Annotated in this window: 19 protein-coding genes, 1 tRNA gene, 1 pseudogene and 1 riboswitch; of the genes and pseudogenes, 11 read left to right on the top strand and 10 right to left on the bottom strand. The window is 67.5% G+C overall.

The window, feature by feature from the left end:
* Positions 1-7: 7 nt before the first annotated feature.
* Positions 8-187: riboswitch (cobalamin riboswitch) on the top strand.
* Between the two features lie 53 nt (positions 188-240).
* From L1066_RS00615 to L1066_RS00605, 3 genes are read left to right on the top strand one after another with little or no spacing between them, the layout of a single operon-like run.
* Positions 241-1,263 carry an ABC transporter substrate-binding protein gene (locus tag L1066_RS00615; protein ID WP_235734435.1) on the top strand — a complete coding sequence of 341 codons (1,023 nt, stop codon included), beginning with the start codon at positions 241-243 and terminating at the stop codon, positions 1,261-1,263.
* Between the two features lie 19 nt (positions 1,264-1,282).
* Positions 1,283-2,347 (top strand): FecCD family ABC transporter permease, encoded by a 1,065-nt coding sequence (locus tag L1066_RS00610; protein ID WP_235734434.1) that lies wholly within the window; start codon positions 1,283-1,285, stop codon positions 2,345-2,347.
* Entirely contained in the window at positions 2,344-3,102 is a 759-nt protein-coding gene (locus tag L1066_RS00605) for an ABC transporter ATP-binding protein (protein WP_235734433.1), read from the top strand. Before L1066_RS00610 ends, L1066_RS00605 begins: the two co-directional genes overlap by 4 nt.
* On the opposite strand, the gene L1066_RS00600 is transcribed toward L1066_RS00605, so the two are convergent.
* On the bottom strand, positions 3,097-3,768 hold the full coding sequence (locus L1066_RS00600) for a DUF998 domain-containing protein (protein WP_235734432.1): 672 nt from the start codon (positions 3,766-3,768) through the stop codon (positions 3,097-3,099). The two genes, L1066_RS00605 and L1066_RS00600, sit on opposite strands and share 6 nt — an antisense overlap.
* Before the next feature lie 152 nt (positions 3,769-3,920).
* Between L1066_RS00600 and L1066_RS00595 the strand changes: the two genes are divergently transcribed.
* Positions 3,921-4,583 (top strand): class I SAM-dependent methyltransferase, encoded by a 663-nt coding sequence (locus L1066_RS00595; RefSeq protein ID WP_235734431.1) that lies wholly within the window; start codon positions 3,921-3,923, stop codon positions 4,581-4,583.
* Positions 4,584-6,043: 1,460 nt separating this feature from the next.
* Here L1066_RS00595 and L1066_RS00585 read toward each other — a convergent pair.
* Positions 6,044-7,483, bottom strand: coding sequence for an oxygenase MpaB family protein (locus L1066_RS00585; protein ID WP_235734430.1), 1,440 nt, complete (start codon positions 7,481-7,483; stop codon positions 6,044-6,046).
* Positions 7,484-7,545: 62 nt separating this feature from the next.
* On the opposite strand from L1066_RS00585, the gene L1066_RS00580 reads away from it, so the two are divergent.
* Complete coding sequence (locus L1066_RS00580) at positions 7,546-8,142, top strand: TetR/AcrR family transcriptional regulator (RefSeq protein ID WP_235734429.1); 597 nt, start codon at positions 7,546-7,548, stop codon at positions 8,140-8,142.
* Between the two features lie 33 nt (positions 8,143-8,175).
* On the opposite strand, the gene L1066_RS00575 is transcribed toward L1066_RS00580, so the two are convergent.
* The 4 genes from L1066_RS00575 to L1066_RS00560 form a co-directional block, all read right to left on the bottom strand.
* Entirely contained in the window at positions 8,176-9,117 is a 942-nt protein-coding gene (locus L1066_RS00575; RefSeq protein WP_235734428.1) for a calcium/sodium antiporter, read from the bottom strand.
* 45 nt (positions 9,118-9,162) lie between these two features.
* Positions 9,163-10,413, bottom strand: a complete 1,251-nt coding sequence (locus L1066_RS00570; protein ID WP_235734427.1) for an arginine deiminase — start codon at positions 10,411-10,413, stop codon at positions 9,163-9,165.
* A 46-nt stretch (positions 10,414-10,459) separates the two neighbouring features.
* Positions 10,460-11,914: a basic amino acid/polyamine antiporter gene (locus L1066_RS00565; RefSeq protein ID WP_235734426.1), complete on the bottom strand. Its 1,455-nt coding sequence runs from the start codon at positions 11,912-11,914 to the stop codon at positions 10,460-10,462.
* A 61-nt stretch (positions 11,915-11,975) separates the two neighbouring features.
* Positions 11,976-12,314: an SHOCT domain-containing protein gene (locus tag L1066_RS00560; protein WP_235734425.1), complete on the bottom strand. Its 339-nt coding sequence runs from the start codon at positions 12,312-12,314 to the stop codon at positions 11,976-11,978.
* A gap of 257 nt (positions 12,315-12,571) precedes the next feature.
* Here L1066_RS00560 and L1066_RS00555 point away from each other — a divergent pair, with 257 nt between their 5' ends.
* Both L1066_RS00555 and L1066_RS00550 read left to right on the top strand, forming a co-directional pair.
* On the top strand, positions 12,572-14,404 hold the full coding sequence (locus tag L1066_RS00555) for a hypothetical protein (protein WP_235734424.1): 1,833 nt from the start codon (positions 12,572-12,574) through the stop codon (positions 14,402-14,404).
* A 573-nt stretch (positions 14,405-14,977) separates the two neighbouring features.
* The gene (locus L1066_RS00550) at positions 14,978-15,481 is read left to right on the top strand and encodes a hypothetical protein (protein WP_235734423.1); all 504 of its coding nucleotides are present in this window, start codon (positions 14,978-14,980) and stop codon (positions 15,479-15,481) included.
* A 121-nt stretch (positions 15,482-15,602) separates the two neighbouring features.
* Here L1066_RS00550 and L1066_RS00545 read toward each other — a convergent pair whose 3' ends face one another.
* Complete coding sequence (locus L1066_RS00545) at positions 15,603-15,986, bottom strand: ATP-binding cassette domain-containing protein (protein WP_312006644.1); 384 nt, start codon at positions 15,984-15,986, stop codon at positions 15,603-15,605.
* On the opposite strand from L1066_RS00545, the gene L1066_RS00540 reads away from it, so the two are divergent.
* Complete coding sequence (locus tag L1066_RS00540; protein WP_235734422.1) at positions 15,970-16,299, top strand: hypothetical protein; 330 nt, start codon at positions 15,970-15,972, stop codon at positions 16,297-16,299. The genes L1066_RS00545 and L1066_RS00540 overlap by 17 nt on opposite strands.
* Here the strand turns inward: L1066_RS00540 and L1066_RS28275 are convergent.
* Both L1066_RS28275 and L1066_RS00530 read right to left on the bottom strand, forming a co-directional pair.
* Positions 16,289-19,045, bottom strand: a pseudogene (locus L1066_RS28275) (FAD-binding and (Fe-S)-binding domain-containing protein). The gene L1066_RS00540 and the pseudogene L1066_RS28275 sit on opposite strands and share 11 nt — an antisense overlap.
* Before the next feature lie 54 nt (positions 19,046-19,099).
* Positions 19,100-19,187, bottom strand: a tRNA-OTHER gene (locus tag L1066_RS00530).
* Between the two features lie 434 nt (positions 19,188-19,621).
* On the opposite strand from L1066_RS00530, the gene L1066_RS00525 reads away from it, so the two are divergent.
* From L1066_RS00525 to L1066_RS00515, 3 genes are all read left to right on the top strand, one after another.
* Positions 19,622-19,831 (top strand): DUF4062 domain-containing protein, encoded by a 210-nt coding sequence (locus L1066_RS00525; protein WP_235734421.1) that lies wholly within the window; start codon positions 19,622-19,624, stop codon positions 19,829-19,831.
* A gap of 219 nt (positions 19,832-20,050) precedes the next feature.
* On the top strand, positions 20,051-20,446 hold the full coding sequence (locus L1066_RS00520; protein ID WP_235734420.1) for a hypothetical protein: 396 nt from the start codon (positions 20,051-20,053) through the stop codon (positions 20,444-20,446).
* 496 nt (positions 20,447-20,942) lie between these two features.
* Positions 20,943-21,497: an IS630 family transposase gene (locus tag L1066_RS00515; RefSeq protein ID WP_283095224.1), complete on the top strand. Its 555-nt coding sequence runs from the start codon at positions 20,943-20,945 to the stop codon at positions 21,495-21,497.
* A gap of 94 nt (positions 21,498-21,591) precedes the next feature.
* On the opposite strand, the gene ltrA is transcribed toward L1066_RS00515, so the two are convergent.
* The gene (ltrA, locus tag L1066_RS00510) at positions 21,592-23,034 is read right to left on the bottom strand and encodes a group II intron reverse transcriptase/maturase (RefSeq protein ID WP_235734418.1); all 1,443 of its coding nucleotides are present in this window, start codon (positions 23,032-23,034) and stop codon (positions 21,592-21,594) included.
* Between the last annotated feature and the right edge of the window lie 100 nt (positions 23,035-23,134).

Here is a 23,134-nt window from a genome sequence, read left to right as displayed (position 1 = left end):
ACCGGTCGGCTAAGGTGCAGGTGCCAGTCACTCCGCAAGGAGTAGGGAACCCGGTGAGAATCCGGGACTGACGCGCAGCGGTGTGGGCGACGCCCGGAGCACCATGTCACTGGACCGCAAGGTCTGGGAAGACGCTCCGAAGCGGTTGAACCCGAGTCCGAAGACCTGCTGGCCCTCCGGCAACAGCCGTGAGGTCAGACACGGGCTCCGCGGACGGGCCCCGACCTCGAAGGACCCGACATGCGTCGCTCTGCCCACCTCTTCGCCGCTGCCCTGGCCCCGCTGCTGGCCCTCACCTCCTGCGGACTCGACTCCGCCGACGACTCCGGAGCCGCGACGGCCGAAGGATTCCCGATCACGATCGACAACTGCGATCACGAGGTCACCGTGAAGGCGCCACCGCAGCGCGTCGCCTCGCTCAACCAGGGGACCACGGAGGTCCTGCTGTCGCTGGGCCTGGCCGACCGCATGGTGGGTACGTCGGACTGGACCGACCCGATCCTGCCATCGCTGGAGGCAGAGAACGCCAGGGTCGACCGGTTGACCGACGGCAAGCCAGCGTTCGAGGTCGTCCTGGACAAGGAGCCGGACTTCGTCACCGCATCGTTCATCAGCCACCTGAGCGAGGGCGGCGTCGCATCGCGCGAGCAGTTCGAGGAGCTGGGGGTCGGCACCTACATCGCCCCGAGCTCGTGCGACGGGAAGAGCGTGATCTCCTCCGACGGCGCCCGTGACGAGCCGTTCGAGCTGGCGCTGGTCCACAAGGAGATTCGCGAGCTCGCGAAGCTGTTCGCCGTCGAGGACAAGGGTGAGGAGCTCATCTCCTCGCTGGAGCAGAAGGTCGCGGACGCGAGCGAAGTCGATGCGACGGGCACGACGGCACTCTTCTGGTTCGCCAACTCCGAATCGCCCTACATGGCGGGGTGCTGCGGGGCACCGGGACTGATCGCGCGCGAACTCGGCCTGGAGAACGTGTTCGACGATGCGTCCGACGAGTGGCCCCAGATCAACTGGGAGACGGTTGCCGAGCGCAACCCCGACGTCCTGATCATCGGTGATCTCACTCGCAAGAGCCAGACGGCCGAGACCGCCGAGGCAAAGATCGCGTTCCTGGAGTCCAACCCGGTGACCCGCGAGATGGATGCGGTGAAGAACAAGCGCTACATCCGGGTGACCGGCGCGGAGATGAATCCTTCGTTGCGCACCGTGTATGGCATCGAGAACGTCGCCGCCGGACTGCGCGAGCTCGGCCTGGCCGACTGAGCCCGAGGTGAGCAGCCAAGTGAACAGCCGAGCGGAGGACGCTGTCGGCGTGCGGTTGCGGACCGTCCCGGTCCGGGTCGGCGTCGCCGGTCTCTGGACGTGCGGCGTGCTGGTGCTCGCGGCGTCCGTGGCCGTGGCGGTCACCATCGGCCCCTCCGACCTGACCGCGAGCGATGTCGGCGCCGTCCTGTGGTCGAAGCTCACCGGTGCGGACTCCGGACTGACCCGGATCCAGGACGGCATCGTGTGGAACCTGAGGATGCCCCGGACCCTCCTGGCGGCGCTCTGCGGAGCCGGCTTGGCCGTGTGCGGTGTCATCCTCCAGTCGCTGCTGCGCAACCCGCTCGCTGATCCGTTCGTGCTCGGCATCTCGTCGGGCGCCTCCACCGGCGCCGTCTCGATCGTGGTGCTCGGGGTGGGGGCCGGTTCGATCGGGCTCGCCACGGGGGCGTTCATCGGCGCGTTGTGCGCCTTCGCGCTGGTGCTGGTGCTCGCGTTCGCTGCCGGAGGCACGACCGATCGGGTGCTGCTCGCCGGGGTGGCGGCCACGCAGCTCTTCGCCGCGCTGACCTCCTTCATCGTCTACATGGCAGCCGACGCCGAGCAGACCCGCGGGGTGCTCTTCTGGCTGCTGGGCTCGCTGGCGTCGGCGAGCTGGACGGACGTGATGGTGTGCGCCCTCCTGGTGCTGGTCGGTCTCGGCGTGTGCCTGGCCAACGCCTCGACCCTCGACGCCTTCACGTTCGGGCAGGACGCCGCGGCCTCCCTCGGGGTCAACGTCGCCCGTGCGCGGATCGTGCTGCTGGTGGTGACCGCGCTCATCACCGCCATCATCGTCAGCACGTCGGGGGCGATCGGCTTCGTCGGGCTCGTCCTGCCCCATGCGGCACGCGCACTGGTCGGCGTCAAGCACCGGCTGCTGCTCCCGACGGCTGCGCTGGCGGGCGCGATCTTCCTCGTCTGGGTCGACACCGCGGCGCGTACGGTGCTGGACCCGCAGGAACTGCCGGTCGGAGTGGCGACGGCGATCATCGGCGTCCCCGCCTTCATCGCGATCCTTCTCCGCAGGGAGCGTCGCGCATGACACTCGCAGCTCAGGACGTCTGCTGGTCGGTCGGAAGCGTGCGGATCGTCGAGGACGTCACCCTGACCGCCCCCGTCGGTGCGTCGGTCGGCCTGCTCGGGCCGAACGGCTCCGGCAAGTCGTCCCTGCTCCGGATGCTGGCGGCCATCCGGAGGCCGACCTCCGGCACCGTCACGGTCGAGGGTGATGACGCGGCGCGCCTGCCCCGTCGCCGGCTCGCCCAACGGGTGGCGCTCGTGGAGCAGGAGGTCAACACCGACCAGGACCCGCGGGTGGCCGACGTGATCGATCTCGGGCGGGTGCCCCACCGGCGCCCGTGGGACGGCGCCACCACTGCTGATCGGGACGCGGTGACGCGGGCAGCTCGGGCGACGAACGTGGCCACCCACCTGGATCGCCGCTACTCCACGCTGTCCGGCGGCGAGAGGCAGCGGGTCCAGTTGGCACGTGCCCTGGCCCAGGAGCCGTCTGTGCTGCTCCTCGACGAGCCGACCAACCACCTCGACGTACGCCACCAGATCGAGCTGCTGCGGTTGGTCCGCCAGGCCCCGGTGACGGTGTTGATGGCGCTGCACGACCTCAACCTTGCCGCCGCCTTCTGCGATGAACTGGTCGTGCTGGGACACGGGCGGGTCGTGGCGACCGGGCCGCCCGCCGAGGTGCTGACACCTGAGCTGATCGAGGAGGTGTACGGCGTGCGGGCCCGCGTCGTGCGCGACGAGGACGGACTGCACGTCCGGTTCCTCACGTCATGACGCGGTGTGGGAACGGGTCACCGAATGACCGGCGCCTGAACCCTCATCGGGAGCGAGTTGCGTCCACGCGAACCCGGCCAGCCCGATCAGCACCGGCCACAGGGCGAGGCGTTCGAGGGCGCCCGAAGCGGGGCCGTCACCGAAGAGCACGAACGACACGGCCGCCGTACCGGTCAGGACACCCGTTGCGAGGAGCGCCGCAGCTGGACGCGGGCGGTCATTCCGCAACCGGACGCCGAGAACGATCAGCGCGATCGGCTGCGCCACGAACAACGGGGCCGCCGCGATCGCATGCAGAGTGGCGTCCTGGTCGAGGGGCGCAAGGCCCGTCGCAACCGAGCTCAGGCCGGAGACCACCAACAAGCCCGTGACCCACGGCCCCAGCGGCCGCGAGAGCAGCACGGCGCCGCCGGCCAGCAGTGCGCCGAAGCCGATGAATGAGCCGTTCATCAGCTCGTGCCGCGGCGAGCAGTACGCCGCGGAGCACCCGATCTCACCGAGGCGGCTGACCGAGTCGGAGGCGAAGCTGTAGCCGCCTCTCGTTGCCGTCGCAACGAGGAACTCGGTCGCGATGTAGGCCGGTCGCACCAGCAGCGCCAATGCTCCCCAGCGCGCAGCCCGGACCCGGGTGACTCTCTGGAGCCATCGTCCTCGGGTTGGGGGCATCAGGTCACCGTAGACCGTGCTGGAGACATCTCCCAGCGTCGTCGCCAGCGGGATGGGCGTCGATCCACACGTATCCCTCGTGACCTTGGGCCATTTTTGCCACAACAGCAAAGAAAGTTGCTCTGTGGTGTTCCTGACCTCACGCTGGATCCATGACCGAGACCCACGATCACACCGACCACGATCCGGATGCCCCGGACTACTTCGAAGAGCCCGGCTGGGACGCGCGGTATTCCGGGTCCGACAAGATCTGGAGCGGCCGACCGAACCCGCAGCTTGTCGCGGAGGTGAGCGCGCTGACGCCCGGCACCGCCATGGACCTGGGATGCGGTGAGGGCGGCGACGTCATCTGGCTCGCACAGCAGGGGTGGACCGTCACGGGCGCCGACTTCTCGGCTGCGGGGCTGGCCCGCGCCGCCGAGCACGCCGAGGAGGCCGGTGTGGCCGACCGCACCGACTGGTGGCGGGTCGACGCTCGCACTTTCGAGGCGGCGGGTCGCCAGTTCGACCTGGTGACGACTCACTTCCTGCACCCCGGCAGCCCGATGGTGGACGTCGTGCGTCGTCTCACGGAAGCAGTCGCGCCGGGTGGCCACCTGCTCGTCGTCGGGCACGCGCCGTCGGAGGTGTTCGCCCAGCTGAGCGCCGACCAGCACCGCGCAATGTGGCACGCCGAGGACCTGCTGCCCGCCCTGCCCGACGGCTTCGAGCCGCTGGTCGTCGAAGAACGTCCACGAGTTGTCGAACGCGACGGAAAGACCGTCGAGATTGGCGACGCCACGCTGCTCGTACGGCGGGTCGGCACCGGCGGTTGACGGCATCGCAACGCTTGCCCGGGACAACATCGTCCCGCGCGCATCCGTCACGCACTTCGGCTCGTCTGATCCTCAGAGAAGTCTGGAGGGGCATCGACGCATTGACGCATCCAGTGGGATGGCCCTTGCACTCGATGAAGCGGTGACCGAGGTCAACGCGTGGATCACCGACGTTGCCAACTCCCGAGGGCGCCCCGGCACGACACGACGCGAACCAACGCGACGCACGATGGCCCCTGATCAGCGCCGATACGGTGCGACCTCGCTGGTCTGCTCAGATGTGCGTCCTGGCACGCCGCTCGGGAGCTTGCCTGTCGGCGTACGACGTGTGGTCGCTGGTGAACTCGGGCTTGCCGTATTCGCGCAACCGACGCTCGACCATCGCGACGAGGTAGCGGTCGAGCGGATCGGCGAACAGGGGAAGCTTGCGCAGCGCACCGACAGCAGCGTGACGTCCGACGATGAACGGGGTGGTCACGGCGATGCGGGCGGTGTCACCGAGGCCGTAGTCGACGCCCATCGAGCGGGCCACCTCCTTGTCACCGGCGGCGAAGGCACGCACGAAGAACGTCTTGCTCCAGCTCTTCTCGACGTCGTCGGCGATCCGGTCGAGCAGGCCGTTCCCGGAACGGAGGTGGGCAGACATCGTGGAGCGCACCAGCTCACCGCACGTCGCGTCATCGAAGCCGCCGCGGAGCACCGCACCCCAGGTGTGCAGCACCCGGACGATCTCCTCGGGACCGATCGGCAACAGCTCCTCCGGCATGCCGAGCAGGAACCCGCGGTAGCGGGTGAACTCGACCACCGCCCGCTCCGCCGGCGTGAAGTCGCGGCCGGCGCGCAGCACCTTCCGAGCGAGCAGGTAGGTGACGATGTAGTTGGCGGGCAGTTGGTCCGACTGGGGCACCGGCACCCCGAAGACCGCGGGGTCCCAACGCTGGGAGCGAGTGAGCGCATGCACGCGCACCATCGAGTGCATCAACCGCACCATCGCTGCGGCTCGGAAGCCGGGACCGTGACGTTCGAGCGCGCCCGGCTGGGTCGTGACCGCGAAGAAGCTGGAGGTCTCGTTGACCCGGTGGGCCGCGCGGGCACCGCTCAGGGCGCCGGTCAGCGCCATCGGCAGGGCTGCATAGGTGTTCATGAAGGTCGCGACGAAGGCACCGCGGGTGATGAACGGCGCCAGCAGCGCAGCCGTCAGCCGAGCCTCCCGCGCGCCCTGCTCGACCAGATCCATGTCGAGCCACTCGGGCACTCGCTCCATGTCGGCGACGAACGCCGCCAGTTCCGGCGGTGCCTCAGGCACCGACTCGATGCCGCCCTCGCAGGCGCGCACCAGCATCTCGACGAGCTCCTTCATCGAGTGGGAGGCGATCAGCGCCGCATAGGGGTCGGCGACCACGTCGCCGAGCATCGCCGTCGTGGTGAAGAGCTCGACGAGCGGCTCGTCGGCAAGCAGCTCACCACGGTCGACACCCACCCAGTCGGGCAGGAAGCTCTCGTCGTTGACGCCGAGCGCGAGTCGGTGCGGCAGCGCATCGAAGTCGATCCGGTCGTACGTCGCCTGCTCGCGTTGGCCGCGGACGCGTTCGGCCAGCGCGGGGTGGTGGAGCGTCGTCATGCCTCGACCTTTCCCAGACTCTGCTGCTCACCACGGTAGTAGCTGGCCAGCAGGCGCTGCGCTCGTCGGTCGCCCCACCGCGAGAGCCGGTCCTTGCCCCCGGCAACCGGCCGAGCAGGCGATAACGCACGGTGTTGAGCGGAGCGAGGTAGGCGTGCGCCCAGGGCAGTCGGACCGGCAGCCCGAGTTCGTGCATGCTCGTGGTGCCGAGGAAGACGGTGAGCATCGAGAGCAGGCGCTCCCGCTCGTAGGCACCGCGCAGTGGCTGCAGCGGTCGGGGCCAGCCTGGGTAGTGGCGTTCGAGCTGGGCGGCCACCACTGCCTGGGAGAGCAGCGGCCCGGCTTCGCTGAGCGGCCCCTGCGCCAGCAGGACGTGGTAGTTGATCCGGTGTCGCTCGCGCTCGCTGTCGACGAGGAAGTCGTCGGCAACACCCATCAACCACCCGACGTACTTCCACAGGTGCATGACCGCCCGCGAGTCACGGCGTGAGACCGGAACCCCCAGCGCACGGACACCGAGGAGGAGCACCCCGTCGAAGAGACCGAGCGTCGAGGCCTGGTCGGCCTGGTTGATCGGCAGCCCCCACTGCCCGGTGTCCCAACGGCCCGCATAGGCATGGTTGACCATCGCGTGCATCAACCGGACGTGGACGGTCAGCCGCCAGGCCTCGCCGGCACGGCGACCGGGGGCCGGGGGCCGAAGCTCGTGTTCGTCGGTGAGGCTGGCGCCCCACTTCTGGGTCTCGGCCAGCCGCCGCACCGTCTGCCCACCGGTGAGCCCGCCTGTCGCGACCAGCAGGTCGGTGGGCCCACCGAAGCGATAGCCACCGACCAGCGACAGCTGGAGCAACACGTCCTGGGCGTTCTGGCCGAACCTCCGGAAGGCTCGAGCGCCCTCCTCTGCCAAGGAGCGGTCGAGCCACTCGGGCTCCCGCTCGACCTCCGCGAAGAAGTCGCGCAGGGCCGGCGGGGCATCCGTCACGGAAGCGACTCCTTCGTCGAGGGCCTGCCGGAACTGCGTCATGGTGACTCGTCCGGGCTCACCTGCTCGCAAACGGATCGCATCGGCTAGGCGCGCACCCAGCTCGTCCCGTTCCCCCATCGCTCGTCCGATGCGCTGCATCAGCTGCTCATCGACCTCACCGATGCGGCCCACGGCTCGCAGCGGGCGCCCCAGCCGTCGGTTGCGCGCCTCCGCAGCACGGAACCGAGCGGGCGGGACGGCCACGTCGGGCGTCGAAGGACTCGCGACCTCGCGGGTGGGGATCTCTGCGCTCATACGTCGAGTGTGAAGCGAGCAATTGGTCGCATTCAACTCGCGATCCAGCTACGGTGGGATGCATGCGCAAGGTCCCCCGCCAGGCCCGGTCGAGGCAGATGGTGGAGCGGATCATCACCGCCGGTCGCGACGTGCTGGTCGCCGACGGCTACGACGCCTTCAGCACGAACCGGGTGGCGGCGCGGGCCGCCGTCAGTCCCGGATCGCTCTACCAGTACTTCCCCGACAAGGGTGCGATCCTTGACGTGGTGATCGCGCGGTACTGGGACGAGGTCGCCGAGCTCGTCGCCGCGTCACTGGCGGACCGCGTGGCCGAGACCGGCCCCACCTTGGTGCGCAGCATCGCCGACGCCCTGGTTGCCGCACTCGAGGCAGACCGCACCCTGCTGGCGGTGGTCGCACGGGAGCTGCCGCTGCAGCTCAACGGTGATCGGCTGGAGGCGCTGGAGCGGCAGATCCGTGTCCTGACCAGCGCCCTGCTCGGCGTACGGCCGGTTGGGATGCACCGCCCCTCGCCCCAGGTCGCGTCGTGGGTGGTGGTGATGGCGGTGCAGAATCTGGCACTCCGCTGGGTGCTCGACCAACCGGCCGGCATCACCCGCGAGCAGTTGGTCGACGAGATGGAGGCCCTCGTCGTGGGCTACCTGGCTCAGCCCTGACCCGCTCGGGCGGACGCTTCGGGCCGGGTGGGGTCAGGGCAGCTGGTTGCCGATCAACCACGCCACGTAGCCGAGGTACAGCGCGACTCCCAGCCCGCCCTCCAGACGGCTGATGCGCCTCCCCGACCAGAAGACCGGCACGCAGACGAGCGCCACGACGAGCATGAGGAACAGGTCGGCGTCCAGTGCCTGGTCGCTGATGTCGAGGCCTCCGGGCGCGACGATCGTGGTGATGCCCAGCACCAGCGCGATGTTGTAGATGCTCGAACCGATGAGGTTGCCGATGGCGACGTCTCGACTGCCTCGCACCGTCGACACCAAGGCGGTGACCAGCTCCGGTGCCGAGGTGCCGATCGCAACGACGGTGAGGCCGATCAGGGTGTCACTCACGTCGAGGCTGCGAGCCACCCGGACCGCGCCGTCGACCAGCAGGTCGGCACCGAACGTGATCACCACCAGGCCGACCAGCAGCACCAGCACGTCGACGGATGCCGATCCCTTGCTGGGAGGGGTCTCCACCACCTCGACCTCCGCGGCGCCCGCACCCGAGCGCCGAGCGCCGAGCAGCACCATCGCCGTGTAGACGAGCGCCAGGAGACACAGCAGTACGCCGTCCCTCAGGTCCAGGTTCCCGTCACGGGCAAACACCCACAACGCAAGGGCCGACAGGGCCATCAACGGCAGGTCGCGCCGTAGCGTCAGCCGCTGCAGTGCGATCGGCATGATGAGGGCGCACAGTCCGAGCACCAGCAGCAGGTTGACCAGGTTGGTGCCGACGATGTTGCCGACCGCGATCCCCGGATTGCCCTGCCGCGCGGCGTCGATCCCGACCGCGAGCTCAGGCATGCTGGTGCCCACCGAGACGATGGTCAGTCCCACGACCATCGGCGGTACGCCGGCACGTCGGGCCAGCGAGGTCGCCGACCGGAGTACCCACTCGGCGCCGAGGAGCAGGGCGACGAGGCCCCCGGCCACCAGGGGGCAGCAGTCATCAGCCGCCCGTCGCGACGGAGACGGGCATCAGAAGTCCACCGGGTCCCGGCTGATCGGGCAGGTCATGCAGTGGCCACCGCCACGACCGCGACCGAGTTCGGCGCCGACGATGGTGATCACCTCGATGCCGGCCTTGCGCAGCAGGGTGTTGGTCAGCGTGTTGCGGTCGTAGGTGAACACCACACCCGGCTCGAGCGCCACCGCGTTGTTGCCGCTGTCCCACTGTTGGCGCTCGGACTGATAGACGTCGCCCCCGGTCTCGATCACCCGCAGGGCGGGGAGACCCAATGACCGCGCCACCACGTCGACGAACGGGGTGGAGCCCTCGTCGATGACTGCCACGCCGGGCGCCTTGTCGCTCGGCACCAACGTGAAGGTGTGCACGGCGTCCATGATCGTCGGATAGAGCGTGACCACGTCACGGTCGACGAAGGTGAAGACGGTGTCGAGATGCATCGCAGCCCGCAACTTCGGCATCCCGGCGATGACCACCTTCTCCGCGGCACCCTGGTCGAAGAGTGCCTTGGCGACCTGCGTGATGGCCTGTCGCGAGGTGCGCTCGCTCATGCCCATCAGCACCACCCCGTTGCCCACCGGCATGATGTCGCCGCCCTCGAACGTGGCCTGACCCCACTCCTGCTCGGGATCTCCCCACCAGATCGTCGACCCGACGAAGTCGGGGTGATGTGCATAGATGGCCTTGTAGAGCAGCGTCTCGTCCTTGCGCGCCGGCCAATAGAGCGGATTCATGGTGAGGCCGCCGTAGAGCCAGCACGTGGTGTCGCGCGTGTAGAGGGTGTTGGGCAACGGCGGCATGAGGTACTCACGAGCCCCGGTGGACTCACGAGCGAGCGAGATGTAGTCGCTGCGGAAATCCTCGGGCAGGTCGTTGGTCGCGAGACCCCCGATCAGGTATTCCGCGAGCTGCCGCGGCTCCAGGGACTCGAGATAGGCGCGCGCTCCCTCGATGAGACCCAGCCCCACGTGGTTGGGCTCGATCTTGCGATCGAGGATCCAGTCTCGCGCCCCTTCCACCCGAAGGGTCTGCGCGAGTACGTCGTGCAGCTCGACGACCTCGACGCCGCGCTGCTCCAGCTTGTTGACGAAGTCGGCGTGGTCGCGCTGGGCGTTCTCCACCCACATCACGTCATCGAAGAGGAGGTCGTCGTTGTTGCTCGGTGTCAACCGACGGTGCGCCAACCCCGGCGAACACACGAGAACCTTGCGCAGTCGCCCGACTTCCGAGTGCACACCGTGGGTGGGTCCGGTCTCGCTCATGGGAATTTCCTTTCGCTGGATGATTGGCCAGGAGCTTGCATGCGGGTCAGATGGTGATGGTCTGGTTGGCGAGGAGCACGATGCCGGCGACGGCGGCAACCATCAGGCCAGCACACACGACCAACTCGACAGGCGTGAAGATCCTGGCGCGGTTCTCACGCCTGGCAATCACGTAGAGGATCGTGCCCGGCGCATAGACGATGCAGGAGACGAGCAGGAACTCCAGCCCGGCCGCATAGAGCAGGAAGAGCGTGTAGAGGGTCGCGATCACGCCGACGGCCAACTCTCGTCGACGCCCCTCCGGTCGTTCGTCGTAGCTCTCTCCCGAGAGCGCGATCTTGAGCGCGTAGGCCGCTGCCAGGAAGTAGGGGATCAGGGAGAGGCTGGTGCACAGATCGAGCAGGAAGTCGAGGGCGCTCTCCGAGAACAGGGCGACCACCAGCAGCACCTGCACCAGCAGGGAGGAGAGCAGCAGCGCGGCGAACGGCGCCCCCGCCGCGTTCTGGCGGGCGAGGAAGCGCGGCATGTCGCCCGCCACTGCCGGCGCGTAGAGCACCTCGGCAGCCATCAGCGTCCAGGCCAGGTAGGCCCCGAGGACGGAGACGACCACGCCGACGCTGATGAACGCACTGCCCCAGTCACCGACGACGTGGGCCAGGAGCGGTGCCATGGAGGGTTGCCGCAGATCACCGATCTCCTCGCGCGGCATCACGCCGTACGAGAGGATGGTGACGGAGGCGAAGACGCAGAGGACGCTCACGAATCCGAGCACCGTCGCCCGGCCGACGTCTTGGCGTCGGCGTGCATAGCGGGAGTAGACGCTGGCGCCCTCGATGCCGAGGAACACGAACACCGTGATGACCATGACGCCCGTCACCTGGTCATAGATGGCGGACAGCGAGTTGTCGCCACCGCCTCCGACGACGTTGTCGGCGAAGGTCCCCGGATCGAGGGCGAAGACCAGCACCACGATGAACACCAGGATCGGCACCACCTTGGCCACCGTCACGATCTTGTTGATCGCGGCGGCGTCCCTGACCCCACGGGCGATGAGGCCGGCGAACAGCCACACTCCGAAGGTGGAGAGCACCGTTGCCAAGATGGTGTCGCCCTTGCCCAGCGCCGGCCACAGCTTCCCGACCGTGGTCATGATGAAGACCCAGTAGAAGGTGTTGCCGGCGCAGGCGCTGGCCCAGTAGCCGAAGGCCGAATTGAAGCCGATGTAGTCCCCGAAGCCAGCCTTCGCATAGGCGAAGATGCCCGCATCCAGACGCGGTTTGCGGACCGCGAGGGTCTGGAAGACGAAGGCCAGCATCAGCATGCCCACGCCGGCTATCAACCAGGCGATGACTGCGGCATAGACGCCAGCCTCGGTCCCGAACCGCGCTGGCAGGGAGAAGACCCCCGCGCCGATCATCGAGCCCACCACCATCGCGGTGAGCGTGGGCAGGCTCATGCCTGCGGTGGTGCTGGGCGCCTGCTCACTCGTGGTGGTGCTCACCTGCTCCCCTCCCCGTGCTACGGGGGTCAGCGCCCAGCACGGACGCGGACCGAGTGATCACTCAGGCAAAGCTGAGCACCCGTGCCTTGAGGGCGTCGTACTCCTCCTGGGTGATGGCGCCCGAGTCGAGGAGCGCCTTTGCCCGCGCTATCTCGTCAGTGGGCGAGGTGCCGCCGCTGGCGACCGAACGGATGTAGGCCTCCGTCTGCTCCTGGGCGGCGACCGCGCTGCCGACGGCACGCTCCGCCATCCCCCGCCCACGGACGAGGAGATAGACCAGCGAGGTCAGCACCGGCAGGAAGATCAGGCAGAAGACCCACACTGCCTTGATGGCGCCACTGGTGGAGCGATCGCGGAACAGGTCGGTGAGGACCTGGAACAGCACGACCAGATAAGCCATGAGCAAGAAGAACGAAAGAATGAACCAGAAGAAATCCCAGAACTGTCCACAAATGCCCTCCGCACTGTGTCAGCAAGGCCGAAGTGGCGCTCGCACAATCGTGAGGCTAGTGGGAATCACCAATCAAAGTAAATGAATCCTGTCGTTCCCGGGAGAAAGCCTGATGCGGGTACCGCCGCCTGCCGACACCCGCTGCGTCCGCAGAATCCTGGGAGGCCGCCTCTCCCCTATGCTTCTGGACGACCTCGAGGAGTTTCATGGTGTCACGCACGCACGGACGGCTCCGCCGCATCTCGATCGTTCTCGCCGCGATGGCCGTCCCGATGCTGCTCGTCACCCCCGCGCATGCGGAGGAGGATCCGCAAGCGACAGCAGCCCCAGCCTCACCCGAGGCGGCACTCGCCGAGAAGTTCGCGCCGATCATGAGCCTGGTCGAGCAGACCGAGGCCTGCGGACCTGGCGAGCCTTATGTGCCCAGTGACGTCGACATCATGTTCGACAATCCCGCAGTCGCCCTGCGCGGCCCTTGGACGCAGCGCGATCTGGTCAAGGCGGCCCCGAGCATGCAGGACGTTGCCGAGGGCCTCCCCGGCTACTCGCTGGACCTGCCGGGTGATCCACTCGATCCCCAGTGCTCCTACGAGAAGTGGGCCAATGCCCAGTGGGGAAAGGAGCCGACGCCCACGATCTACGCGCGAGTGGCCTTCCAGGAAGGTCATGAGGGGCGTCTGGCCCTGCAGTACTTCTTCTTCTATCCGTTCAACGACTACAACAACAAGCATGAGACCGACTGGGAACGGATCCAGCTCGAGTTCAACGCCGAGTCAGCGGAGGAAGCCCTCGAGCTGACCCCGGAGCGGGCGGTCTACTCCCAGCACTACGGCTCCGAGTTCGCCACCTGGGGCGAGGACCCGGACGGGAAGCTCGAGATCGTCGATGGGAGTCACCCTGTCGTCTTCGTCTCCGCCGGCTCGCACGCCAACCAGTTCAGCAGTGGTGTGTTCATGGGCAACAATGCCGAGCTGGGCTTCGGGTGCGACAGCACTGCGGGTGACCAGCGCACGCTCCAGCCACTGGTGAAGACGATTCCGACCGATGAAGCGGCCGCCGCCGAGCAGTTCCCGTGGACGCAGTACGAGGGTCACTGGGGCGAAGTCGGCCCCCGCCGCTTCTACGAGGGGCCGACCGGCCCCAACCGCAAGCAGGCCTGGAACCGGCCCTTCAGCTGGTCGGACAAGGCCAGGGAGAGCAGCTTCGTGGTCCCGGGATCCGGGCACATCAACGCCCGCGTCACCGAGACCTACTGCTCGGTGGTGGGCACGGCCAGTGACCTCTTCCGGCGCTACGTGTCGTCACCCGTCTATGTCTTGTCCCTGCTCGGCGTGGCGCTGCTCGCGATGCGCTGGCTGATGCGGCGTACCTCTTGGGAGACCGAGGCCCTGCCCCTGCACCAACGCCGCTCCGCGGGACAGGTTGCGCATGCCTCCTGGCAGTTGTTCCGCGAGCACTCCCGCTTGTTCCTCAAGATCTCCGGGCCCATGATCGCGATCAACCTCCTCGCCACGGGCGCTCGGTCACTGGGATTCATCAATGGGGCGCCGTGGTGGTGGCAGGCACTCCTGATCGCGACCGCGTGCTGCGCCCTGCTCGCCGCTGCGGCGGCGAGCGTCCACGCGATCGGCGCCATCGCTGACGGACGGCCCGTCACGTTCCGCGGGGCGTACGCCGCATCGTGGCGCAGCGCTGTCGCCGCGGCCGGCCCGATGCTCCTGGCCGGCGCCGTCATCGTCTTCTGCCTCGGCTCCTTCGTGCTGACACCGATTGCACTCGCGCTGCTCGCCGGCTGGACCCTGCTGCTGCCACTCATCGTGCTGGGTGACGTCAACGGGTTCCGCGCCTGGTGGCGCAGCCTGATGTTGGCTCGCCGGGCCTGGCGCACCATCCTTCCCGTGACCGTGCTGGGGCTGCTGCTCATCGTCACGGCGGCCCTCCTGTCGGCCGCCGTCCTGTTCCTGATCTATCCCGCCCCGTTCGTGATCCTGAACGCAGTCCCCCGATCGTCGTGGCCCTCCTGTGGCCACTGGTCATGATCGCGTCGACCTACTGCCTGACGACCGCTCAGGCTGCCGATCGGGAGCACGAACCCACCCCGGCCTGACACCCACTGGCGTCATCGGCTTGTCGTGGGCCCGGGATCAGGCGGCTGTTCCCGTCGCGGCCGTAACCAGTCCAACCCGACCCATACCTTCGGTCTAGTGAGTCTCGTCGCCCTTGCGGAAGCGACCCGTCCACGGGACGATGGGCCGGCTCCTGCCCGTCCGATTCGGCGAGCAGCCCGCTAGGAGTTGCCAGGGAACCTCAGTCTCACATCGGGCGTCTCATCGAGCAACGTCACCATCGTGTTGGGGGTACAACCGTGCGGAGAATCGTCATTCTGGCAACAGTGTCGTTGTTGTGCGCCGCAGCCGCGTCGGGGATTTCGCAGGCTGATAGTGGTGATGACGACGCAGCGGACGGAAAGTCTTGGTAGCCGGCACCGCGGATCCTCTGAGCCGCTCCTCCATCGTGGTCAATGGCACCGGGCCGAAGCAGCGTCTGACGCCAGATGAGACCTACGACACCCGGGTCCGGACGAATCTCGACGTAACGATCCGCACGAACCCATGACGAGGATCCCCACCCGGTTGCCCGGTGTCCTCGCGGCCACCGCCTGCGTCGTCCTCGCCATGACGGCCTGCACCGGCGATACCACGCCCAGCTCCGATGAGGACGCGACCAAGGAGACGAGCGCGACGGCACCACCCACGGGTGGCCGAGCAACTGGACCGGGGACCCTTCTGACGAACGAACTCGCCGTGCCCGTCGCGTCCGATCCCGTCCGGATCCGCGGAGTACTCGGCATCAACCCACACGGTTGCTTCTCGATCGGGGAAGACCAACTCGTGGTGCTCGCGCCCGCCTTTTCAACGGTCACCAAGAGGGGGCGGGCGATCGAGGTCCCGCAGCAGGGCACGTTCGAGGTGGGGGAGCAGGTAGTCGTTCGGGCCGTCGTCGAGGACATTGCCATCTCCGTGATGGGAGACGGTTTCAAGCAGAACGAGATCCGTGACTGCCTCGGCCACCGAGACGGCCAGGTCGCCTCCGTCCTCGACATCCGCCCGGAGTGAGCCAGTTCCCTTCACGTGAGCTGGCTGCTCTCGCACGATGCCGCGAACACACCCCAACGTGGGAGCCGACGGCCCGAAGAGCTGCACCGACTCGCCGTCGTACCTCAGCGGAAGCAGCTCTTCAGCGCTTCTCGGGTACGACGAGGATTCCGTCGCCGATCGGATGGGGGACCACGTGCGCAGTGAGGCCGAAGACCGCGGCCAGGAGATCCGCCGTGAGGACATCGGCCGGCGCGCCCTCGGCCACGACGGCGCCCTCACTCATCACCACGAGATGCTGCGCGTACTGCGCCGCGAGATTGAGGTCGTCGATCGCATGGGCCAGATCGAGGAAGGTGGTGGGCACGTCCAGGAGCAGGATCTCGGCATCCTGTGCGAAGACGAACGCGATCCAGACGCGTTGGCGTTGTCCGCCCGGCGTGCGGGTGGGCAGCCTGCGGTTCTCCGCGCTCGCCTGCGCCACGGTGCTTGCGGCAGTCGCTGTCGCGGTGGCTGCGATCGTCATCGGCAGGACCGCAGCGGGGACGCTGCAGGGGGCGCTTGGGGAGCACCGAGCCGGACGGCGCGCGTCGGACGAGCCGAGGGATGACTCGACAACGGACACGAACGAGACGGATGCCGATCGCGCAGACGTGCACGCCGGCACTCCGTCGATCCCGTTGGTAGATGTGACACCGACGTTCAAGCCGCTCGTCACCGCAGCGGACTTCATGACGAAGATCAAGACGGCGGGCCTGATGGCCAGCATGAGCCCCAGTTCCTGGTCCAACAGCCCTCACGCGAGCTGCCTGTCCTTGCTGGATGCCGCTACCGCGTGACCCTGCTGGCGAACAGCTCGGCCAGGTGCACGGCCGGCCGCTGACCCAGGTCGGCGAGCTGCACCCGGCACGACATCCCGTCAGCGAGCAGGACTGCGTCGGGCTCGGACCGGACGGCCGGCAGCAGGTGGGTCTCCGCGACAGCGACCGACACCTCGTAGTGCCCCTTCTCCATGCCGAAGTTGCCGGCCAGCCCGCAGCATCCGGCGACCTCGGTCACACGCGCCCCCGCCCGCTCAAGCAGCCGCCGGTCGGCGTCCCAGCCGACGATGGACGCATGGTGGCAGTGCGGTTGCGCCACCACGCTCACGCCAGTGAGGTCAGGTAGCGGCAGGTCGAGTCGCTCGACGAGTTCGGCGAAGCTGAGCACGTCGAGCCTCGCACCCACCAGCTCGGCCGCATCGCTGCGCAGCGTCGCCAGGCAGGACGGCTCCAGCCCGACGACCGGTGATCCGGATTCGAGATAGGGGGTGAGCCTGGCAACGGTCCGTTCCAGGATCGCCCGTGCCTTGTCGAGTTGCCCCGTCGTGATCCAGGTCAGCGCACAGCACGCCTGCTCGTCGATCACGCGAGCTTCCAGGCCGCTGGTCGCCAGCCAGCTGATCGCTGCGTGCGCATTGCCCGGGAAGAAGTGGTCGCTGAACGAGTCGGCCCAGATCCACACGTCCGGCACCTCCGGACGCTCACGTCCACTCCGAGCCACCGAACGGCGCAGCGTCGTAGCCGCGAAGCGGGGATCGACCTGCGCTGGTCGATCCCAGCCAGGGCCTTGACCGCCCGCTGCACCACTGCGAACCGCATCGTCCGGTTGACGACGGGCGCCACCGGTGCCGCGAGCGCAGCCCAGCGTGGGAGCTGTCCGAGGAGGGCGTGGCTCCTCGGCCGCTTCTCCCCCAACACGTCGTGCAACTGGTGCAGCGTCTCTGACTTGTAGGTCGCCATGTCCACGCCGGTCGGGCAGTCGGAGACACATCCCTTGCAGGCAAGGCAGAGGTCGAGTGCTTCGGCCACCGCCGGGTCACCCAGACCGCGTACCAGGGTTCCGTCCAGGGCCTCCTGGAGCACCCGCGTCCGGCCTCGCGTGGAGTCCTTCTCCTCCCGTGTCGCGAAGAAGGACGGACACATCACCCCGGTCGTCGTCGGAGCCACGCACTTGCCCACCCCGGTGCACCGGTGCACCGCGTTCGCCAACTGCCCATCGTCATGCAGGAACCGCAACCCGGCTGTGACGGCCTGCCGCGGGCGTACGGCGCGGAGGTCGGCGTCGAGCGGAGCAGGTTCTACGATGTTCCCGGGATTGAGCAGGTTGTCCGGGTCGCAGATCGCCTTGACGGCCCCGAAGAGCTGCATCGACTCCGCGTCGTACATCAGCGGAAGCAGCTCCGATCGTGCCCGGCCGTCACCGTGCTCCCCGACAGCGATCCGCCGTGATCGCGAAGGCGCAGTGCACAGGCGGTGAGGAAGTCGCGGAAGACGGTGCTCCCGCTCGCCTCGCGCAGGGGGAAGTCGATCCGCACATGCACGCAGCCGTCGCCGAAGTGGCCGTAGGGCACGCCTTCCAGACCGTGTGCCCGGAGCAAATCGTCGAAGTCTCGCAGCCAGGCTCCCAGTCGTTCCGGGGGGACCGCGGCGTCCTCCCAGCCGGAGTAGGCGGGCGTCGCCAGGCTGCGCGCGGCGAAGCCGGCGCCGTCCTCGCGGATCCGCCACAGCGCTGCCGTCTCGGCCGCGTCGTCGACGACTCGGTGATCGAGCGCGTGGGCAGCGCCGATCGCGCGCGCCGCCACCTCCATGGCGTCCGGCCCGGCGACCTCCACGAAGAGCCAGCCCGCTCCCCGGGGAGTTGTGGCACCGCGCTGCCGCGCTGGCGGACCAGACCGACGATCCTGGCGTCGAGTCCCTCGCAGGCGATCATCCGGCCACCGGTCGCGGTGATCAGCGCCGGCACGGCGTCAGCGGCCTCGGCCACGGAGGGATAGCCGAGCACCACGAGTCGACGGTTCGGCTCGTCTGCCACCAGGCGCACGGTCGCCTCGGTCACCACCGCCAAGGTGCCCTCGGAACCGACCAGGAAGCGGTCCAGGGACCGCCCGTTCTCGGGCAACAGGTGCTCGAGCGAATAGCCGCTGACCTGCCGTGAGAACCGTCCGAACGACGTACGGATGTGTCCCAGGTGGGAGTCGACCAGTTCGGCCAGGCGGGTCTGGACGTCGTCGGCTCCCCGGGCCCACGCCACGGCGAGCTCGACCACGTTGTCGACCGTCCGCCCATGACCGAGTGCGCGCGAGCCGCAGGCGTTGTTGCCGACCATGCCGCCGATGGTGCACCGGGTATGTGTCGACGGGTCGGGCCCGAACCTCAACCCGTGCTGCATTGCGGCCCGCTGCAGGTCGGCATGCACCACACCCGGCTGCACCACCGCCGTACGTCGTTCGGGATCGATGGAGACGATCTTGCCGAGGTACTTGCGGGTGTCGACGACGATCCCCTCGCCCACCGCGTTGCCGGCGATCGACGTGCCGGCGCCCCGCATGGTCACGGGCACCCCCGTCGCGGCTGCTGCGTCGAGGATGGCGTGCAGCTCATCGCCGTGGCGTGGCCGGGCGACCACCTGCGGGACGACGCGATACAGGGAAGCGTCGGAGGAATGGAGCGCCCGCGTCAGGACGGAGTCGTCGCAATCGGCGACACCGCGACGGATCAGCTCCTCGAGGACACCCCTTGCCGGTTCAGCCACGCTACCCATCATCCCCGGAAATGACATGAACCCCGACCAGCCTGCCGGCCAATCGGGGTTCATCTGTGCGCCTGTAGGGATTCGAACCCCAAACCTTCTGATCCGTAGGGCTCTTGAGTCAAAATGCCTGGGGACTGATGCCGTCTCGGCACGCCTCACGACGACATCGACTGCTCATCAAAGTAGCAGGTCACAGCAGCAATTGGCCACCGCTTTCTGTCTTGTCGGCTCCAGGCGGAGACGTGCGGATTCAGACGTTGGCGAGCTCTCGGCTGAGGGTTATTGAGCCGTTATTGAGCCGAAACGTGATCACCCTGAGCTCGTCTCGAGCAGGCCGCCCGTGACGCATCACTTCAGTAACCCAGAATGACGCAGTATTTGGTTCGCGTCGCCACCCTCAGCACCTGCTCGGTCTGCAGCGTCCGTGTTGGGGTGCCCAGACTAAGCGTGGGCCAACCAGAAGGGGGCAATGTGCCGTACGGACTGCCTCATCTCGCGGAGCATCCCCGCCTCCCCGCCCCTCGGCAGCCGAGAACCGGCCCGCGTCGCTCGTACGAAGCGTCGGACCGTGCGCATAGGGTTCCCGTCATGGAGCGGCGCGAACAGGTCATCATCAGCTCGACCTACATTGACCTCGTTGATGAGCGGCAAGAAGTCATCCAGACGCTGCTCGAAGCGGATTGCATCCCAGCAGGCATGGAGCTGTTCCCTGCCTCGGACGATGACCGATGGGCGCTGATCGCTCGGCGGCCAAGTCGCCAAGAGCCTCATCCAAACTCGCAAGACGCACCCCGCTGAAGGGTGGGTGCGGGCCAGCAACGCGATGACTCCGGAGGTACGCCAGGAACTTGTCGAACTGCGGGCCAAGGTCGTGGAGCTCACGAGTGAACTCGTCTCAGAGCAGGCTCATCCCTCACCCATCCCGACGGACCTTCTGGCGCAAGGCTCCGACACCATCGGCCTTGAAGCGCTCGTGGAGTTTTTCCGCAACAGTTTGTCGCGGCCGAGGACTGGAACTTGCGCAACAAGGAGCGCACATATTACGGGGTCGAGCCATCGTGGGACGAGGTGTTTGCGGCGCTGGCACCCTCCATGATTGACGAGGCGACTGAGATCGGGCTGGACAACACTCTCGGGACCTTCATAACCGAGGTGACAAGAGCAGCTGAGAAGGACAGCGAGACCCCACTGGGATGGATCTCGTCGGCCAAGCCGGAGGAGAAGGCATTCGATGATGTGCGGGTGCAACTTCTCGCGCTGGGGTTGATCGAGCGGAGCGAACGCAAGCGCCACGTCAACGACTCCAACACCTACTGGACGCTCACGAATCAGGGCCGTGACCACATGATGCGACTCCGCGCTGTTCGTAAGGTGCCCGACCCGCAGGCGCCAGACAAACCTGCTGGGGAGTAGGCCGGTGGTAGATCGCACAACACACCTCTCGGACTTCGCATCGGCGCAGAGACATCGCAACCAAGTCCAGCAATCACCTCAGTGGAGGCGCCCCCGGGACTGCCGCCTGAGACGCCTGTGGGTCGTTCTCAGAGCGTTCCACGCGGCGCTCTCGGAGGCCCACGGTGTTCAACGACGCTCGAACGTTGGCTGCACCGTCGTCGTTGTTCCGGACGAACTCCGTCCGGATCTGACGCCAGGATGCGTCAGTCCCCGCGAGTGCATCCCGTGACACCAGGCGCTGCTCAGCGCTCAGTTAGGCGCCAGCGGCCCCCACTGCACCCGACGGTTCAAACGGTCCCGAGGAATCGGCACTGCCCTCCCCAGCGACTCACCTCTCTTGCTGGATTTCCGTTCGCGACAGTTGCCGAGCTGGTTCCAGACTTCAGAGCACGGAGGCACCTAGTGGTGCGCGTCGTTAGTTCTTGAACGCTTGGGTTTCTGAAATGATGGAGCCATGGCGAACCGACCTGCTCCGGCACTCCTGCTCCGCGATGGCGACCGAGAACAGCTCGAGGAATGGCAACGATCGCGGTCAGTGGGGTCGGGTCTGGCGAAGCGGGCCCGGATGATTCTTCTTGCCGCTGACGGGATCGGGAACCGTGCGATCGCGCAGACGGTCGGGGCGTCGCCGACCACAGTGATCGAGTGGCGCACCAGGTACGAAGAGCGTGGCTTGGCTGGGCTTGAAGATCGGGAGCGTTCGGGGCGTCCACGGATTGTGGACCATCGCGCGATCGTGGCTGAGACATTGAAGCCGCCACCGAAGAAGCTGGGCGTGACGCACTGGTCGAGCCGGTTGCTCAGTGAGCGACTCAAGGTCAGTCCGTCCGCGATCCAGCGGGCGTGGCGCTCGTATGGAGTGAAGCCGTGGAAAGCCGAGTCGTTCCGGTTCTCCACCGATCCCGAACTGGTCGGGAAGGTCACCGACATCTGCGGGCTCTACTTGACGCCGCCAGAGAACGCGATCGTGCTGTGCGTGGATGAGTTGGGTCGGACTGAGGCGCGTTGACGTCCTTACGGACGTTACGTTTCCTCAGCCCGCCCTCCGAACCGGACGTGCGTGTCTCCACGCATCCGGCTCTCCACGAGCCCATGCCTACTGGCTATGCGGCTGATCCTGATGTTCTCGTTCTCCTTGCCCATGGTGTGGCGATGTTGTCGGCCCGGTATCGGTAACGGGTGACCGTCATCGTCTGGGGCTGGAACAACACCACGCCGTCCTCGGTGGGACGCCAATCAGGTAGATAGCGCCGGAGCAGGACGGCCCACTTCGTCTTGTTGTGCCGTTTGCGGATCCACCGGACGACCCGATGCCAGACGTACTGGTCGAGGTAGCCGAAGGTCGCCTTCGACACGCCGTGTCGGAAGTAGGTACACCAGCCCCGCAGCACCGGATTGAGCTGGCGCAGCAGGACCGCAAGCGTCGGATGTGATGACCTCCGTGTCAGCGCGCGGACCCGCCCGATGATCGAGGCAAGTGCCTTCTTCGAGGGGTAGGTGTAGACCACCCGCTTGGTTGTGCCTCGCTTCCGTTTCCGCTGGATGCGGAACCCGAGGAAGTCGAAGCCCTCGTCGATGTGGCAGACCTTCGTCTTCGCCTCCGATAGGCGTAAACCCATCGGGGCCAGGACCGTCGCCACATCCTCCCGCAGGGCCTCCGCGTGCGCCTGGGTCCCGGCCACCAACACCACGAAATCGTCCGCGTAGCGCACGATCCGATAGTTGGCCAACCCGGCCCGGCGCCGCTTGGTCCGTTGGTAGGTGCTGCCGCTGTTCGCCTGCCACGCCTCGGCAAAATGCTCGTCGAGGACGGACAGGGCCACGTTGGCCAGCAACGGCGACAAGATGCCACCTTGGGGAGTGCCACTGGTCGTCTCACGCAGCAGACCATCCTCACCGAGGATGCCCGCGTGCAGGAACGATTTGACCAGCGACACGACGCGTTTGTCCCCGACTCGTCGCCGCACTCGGTCCATCAGGGCCGTGTGGTCGATGTTGTCGAAGCACGCCTCGATGTCACCTTCGAGCACCCACTCATACGAGCGGGAACTGAACTGGTGAATCTCGGCGATCGCGTCCTGTGCCCGCCGTCTCGGACGGAAGCCATACGAACATGGCTTGAAGTCCGCCTCGAAGATCGGCTCGAGCACCAACTTCAGGGCCGCTTGCACGGTGCGGTCCCGCGCGGTCGGGATACCCAGCATCCGGCGTTTGCTGCTGCCGGGTTTCGGGATCATCCGTTCCCGCACGGGCAGAGGGAGGAACTCCCGGGCCTTGAGATCTGCTCGCAGCCGCGGCAAGAACCCCTCCTCGGCAGAGAACACAGCGTCGGGTCGAAGCCCGTCCACCCCTGCCGACCGCTTCCCCTTGTTGCCCCTGACCCGCGCCCACGCCACCACGAGGACGGCCGGGTCACACACGAGGTTGAACAGGTCATCGAACCGGCGATCAGGATCATCGATCGCCCATTGGTGCAACTTGGTCTGGATCCGCAGTACCTGCGACTCGGCCCATTCACGCTCCGGCCACAGCACGTCGGTATTCACCGGCGATCTCCTACCCTTCCATTCCCGCTGTTGCGAACTCGCTGCCGCCCTTCGCCATGTGACCGGCTTTCCCGGCCTCGGACTACTACGACGGCTCCGC

The sequence above is a fragment of the Nocardioides alcanivorans genome (genome assembly GCF_021555175.1).
Taxonomy (GTDB): domain Bacteria; phylum Actinomycetota; class Actinomycetes; order Propionibacteriales; family Nocardioidaceae; genus Nocardioides; species Nocardioides alcanivorans.
Note: the sequence above shows the minus strand (reverse complement) of the source record. Positions and strands in the feature narration are given on the sequence as shown.

Bases quoted from the DNA above. Each gene is read 5' to 3' on its own strand.
- L1066_RS00615 (WP_235734435.1), top strand. From the start codon at position 241: ATGCGTCGCTCTGCCCACCTCTTCGCCGCTGCCCTGGCCCCGCTGCTG.
- L1066_RS00605 (WP_235734433.1), top strand. From the start codon at position 2,344: ATGACACTCGCAGCTCAGGACGTCTGCTGGTCGGTCGGAAGCGTGCGG.
- L1066_RS00600 (WP_235734432.1), bottom strand. From the start codon at position 3,768: ATGCCCCCAACCCGAGGACGATGGCTCCAGAGAGTCACCCGGGTCCGG.
- L1066_RS00595 (WP_235734431.1), top strand. From the start codon at position 3,921: ATGACCGAGACCCACGATCACACCGACCACGATCCGGATGCCCCGGAC.
- L1066_RS00585 (WP_235734430.1), bottom strand. From the start codon at position 7,483: ATGAGCGCAGAGATCCCCACCCGCGAGGTCGCGAGTCCTTCGACGCCC.
- L1066_RS00580 (WP_235734429.1), top strand. From the start codon at position 7,546: ATGCGCAAGGTCCCCCGCCAGGCCCGGTCGAGGCAGATGGTGGAGCGG.
- L1066_RS00570 (WP_235734427.1), bottom strand. From the start codon at position 10,413: ATGAGCGAGACCGGACCCACCCACGGTGTGCACTCGGAAGTCGGGCGA.
- L1066_RS00560 (WP_235734425.1), bottom strand. From the start codon at position 12,314: ATGGCTTATCTGGTCGTGCTGTTCCAGGTCCTCACCGACCTGTTCCGC.
- L1066_RS00555 (WP_235734424.1), top strand. From the start codon at position 12,572: ATGGTGTCACGCACGCACGGACGGCTCCGCCGCATCTCGATCGTTCTC.
- L1066_RS00550 (WP_235734423.1), top strand. From the start codon at position 14,978: ATGACGAGGATCCCCACCCGGTTGCCCGGTGTCCTCGCGGCCACCGCC.
- L1066_RS00545 (WP_312006644.1), bottom strand. From the start codon at position 15,986: ATGACGATCGCAGCCACCGCGACAGCGACTGCCGCAAGCACCGTGGCG.
- L1066_RS00525 (WP_235734421.1), top strand. From the start codon at position 19,622: ATGGAGCGGCGCGAACAGGTCATCATCAGCTCGACCTACATTGACCTC.
- L1066_RS00515 (WP_283095224.1), top strand. From the start codon at position 20,943: ATGGCGAACCGACCTGCTCCGGCACTCCTGCTCCGCGATGGCGACCGA.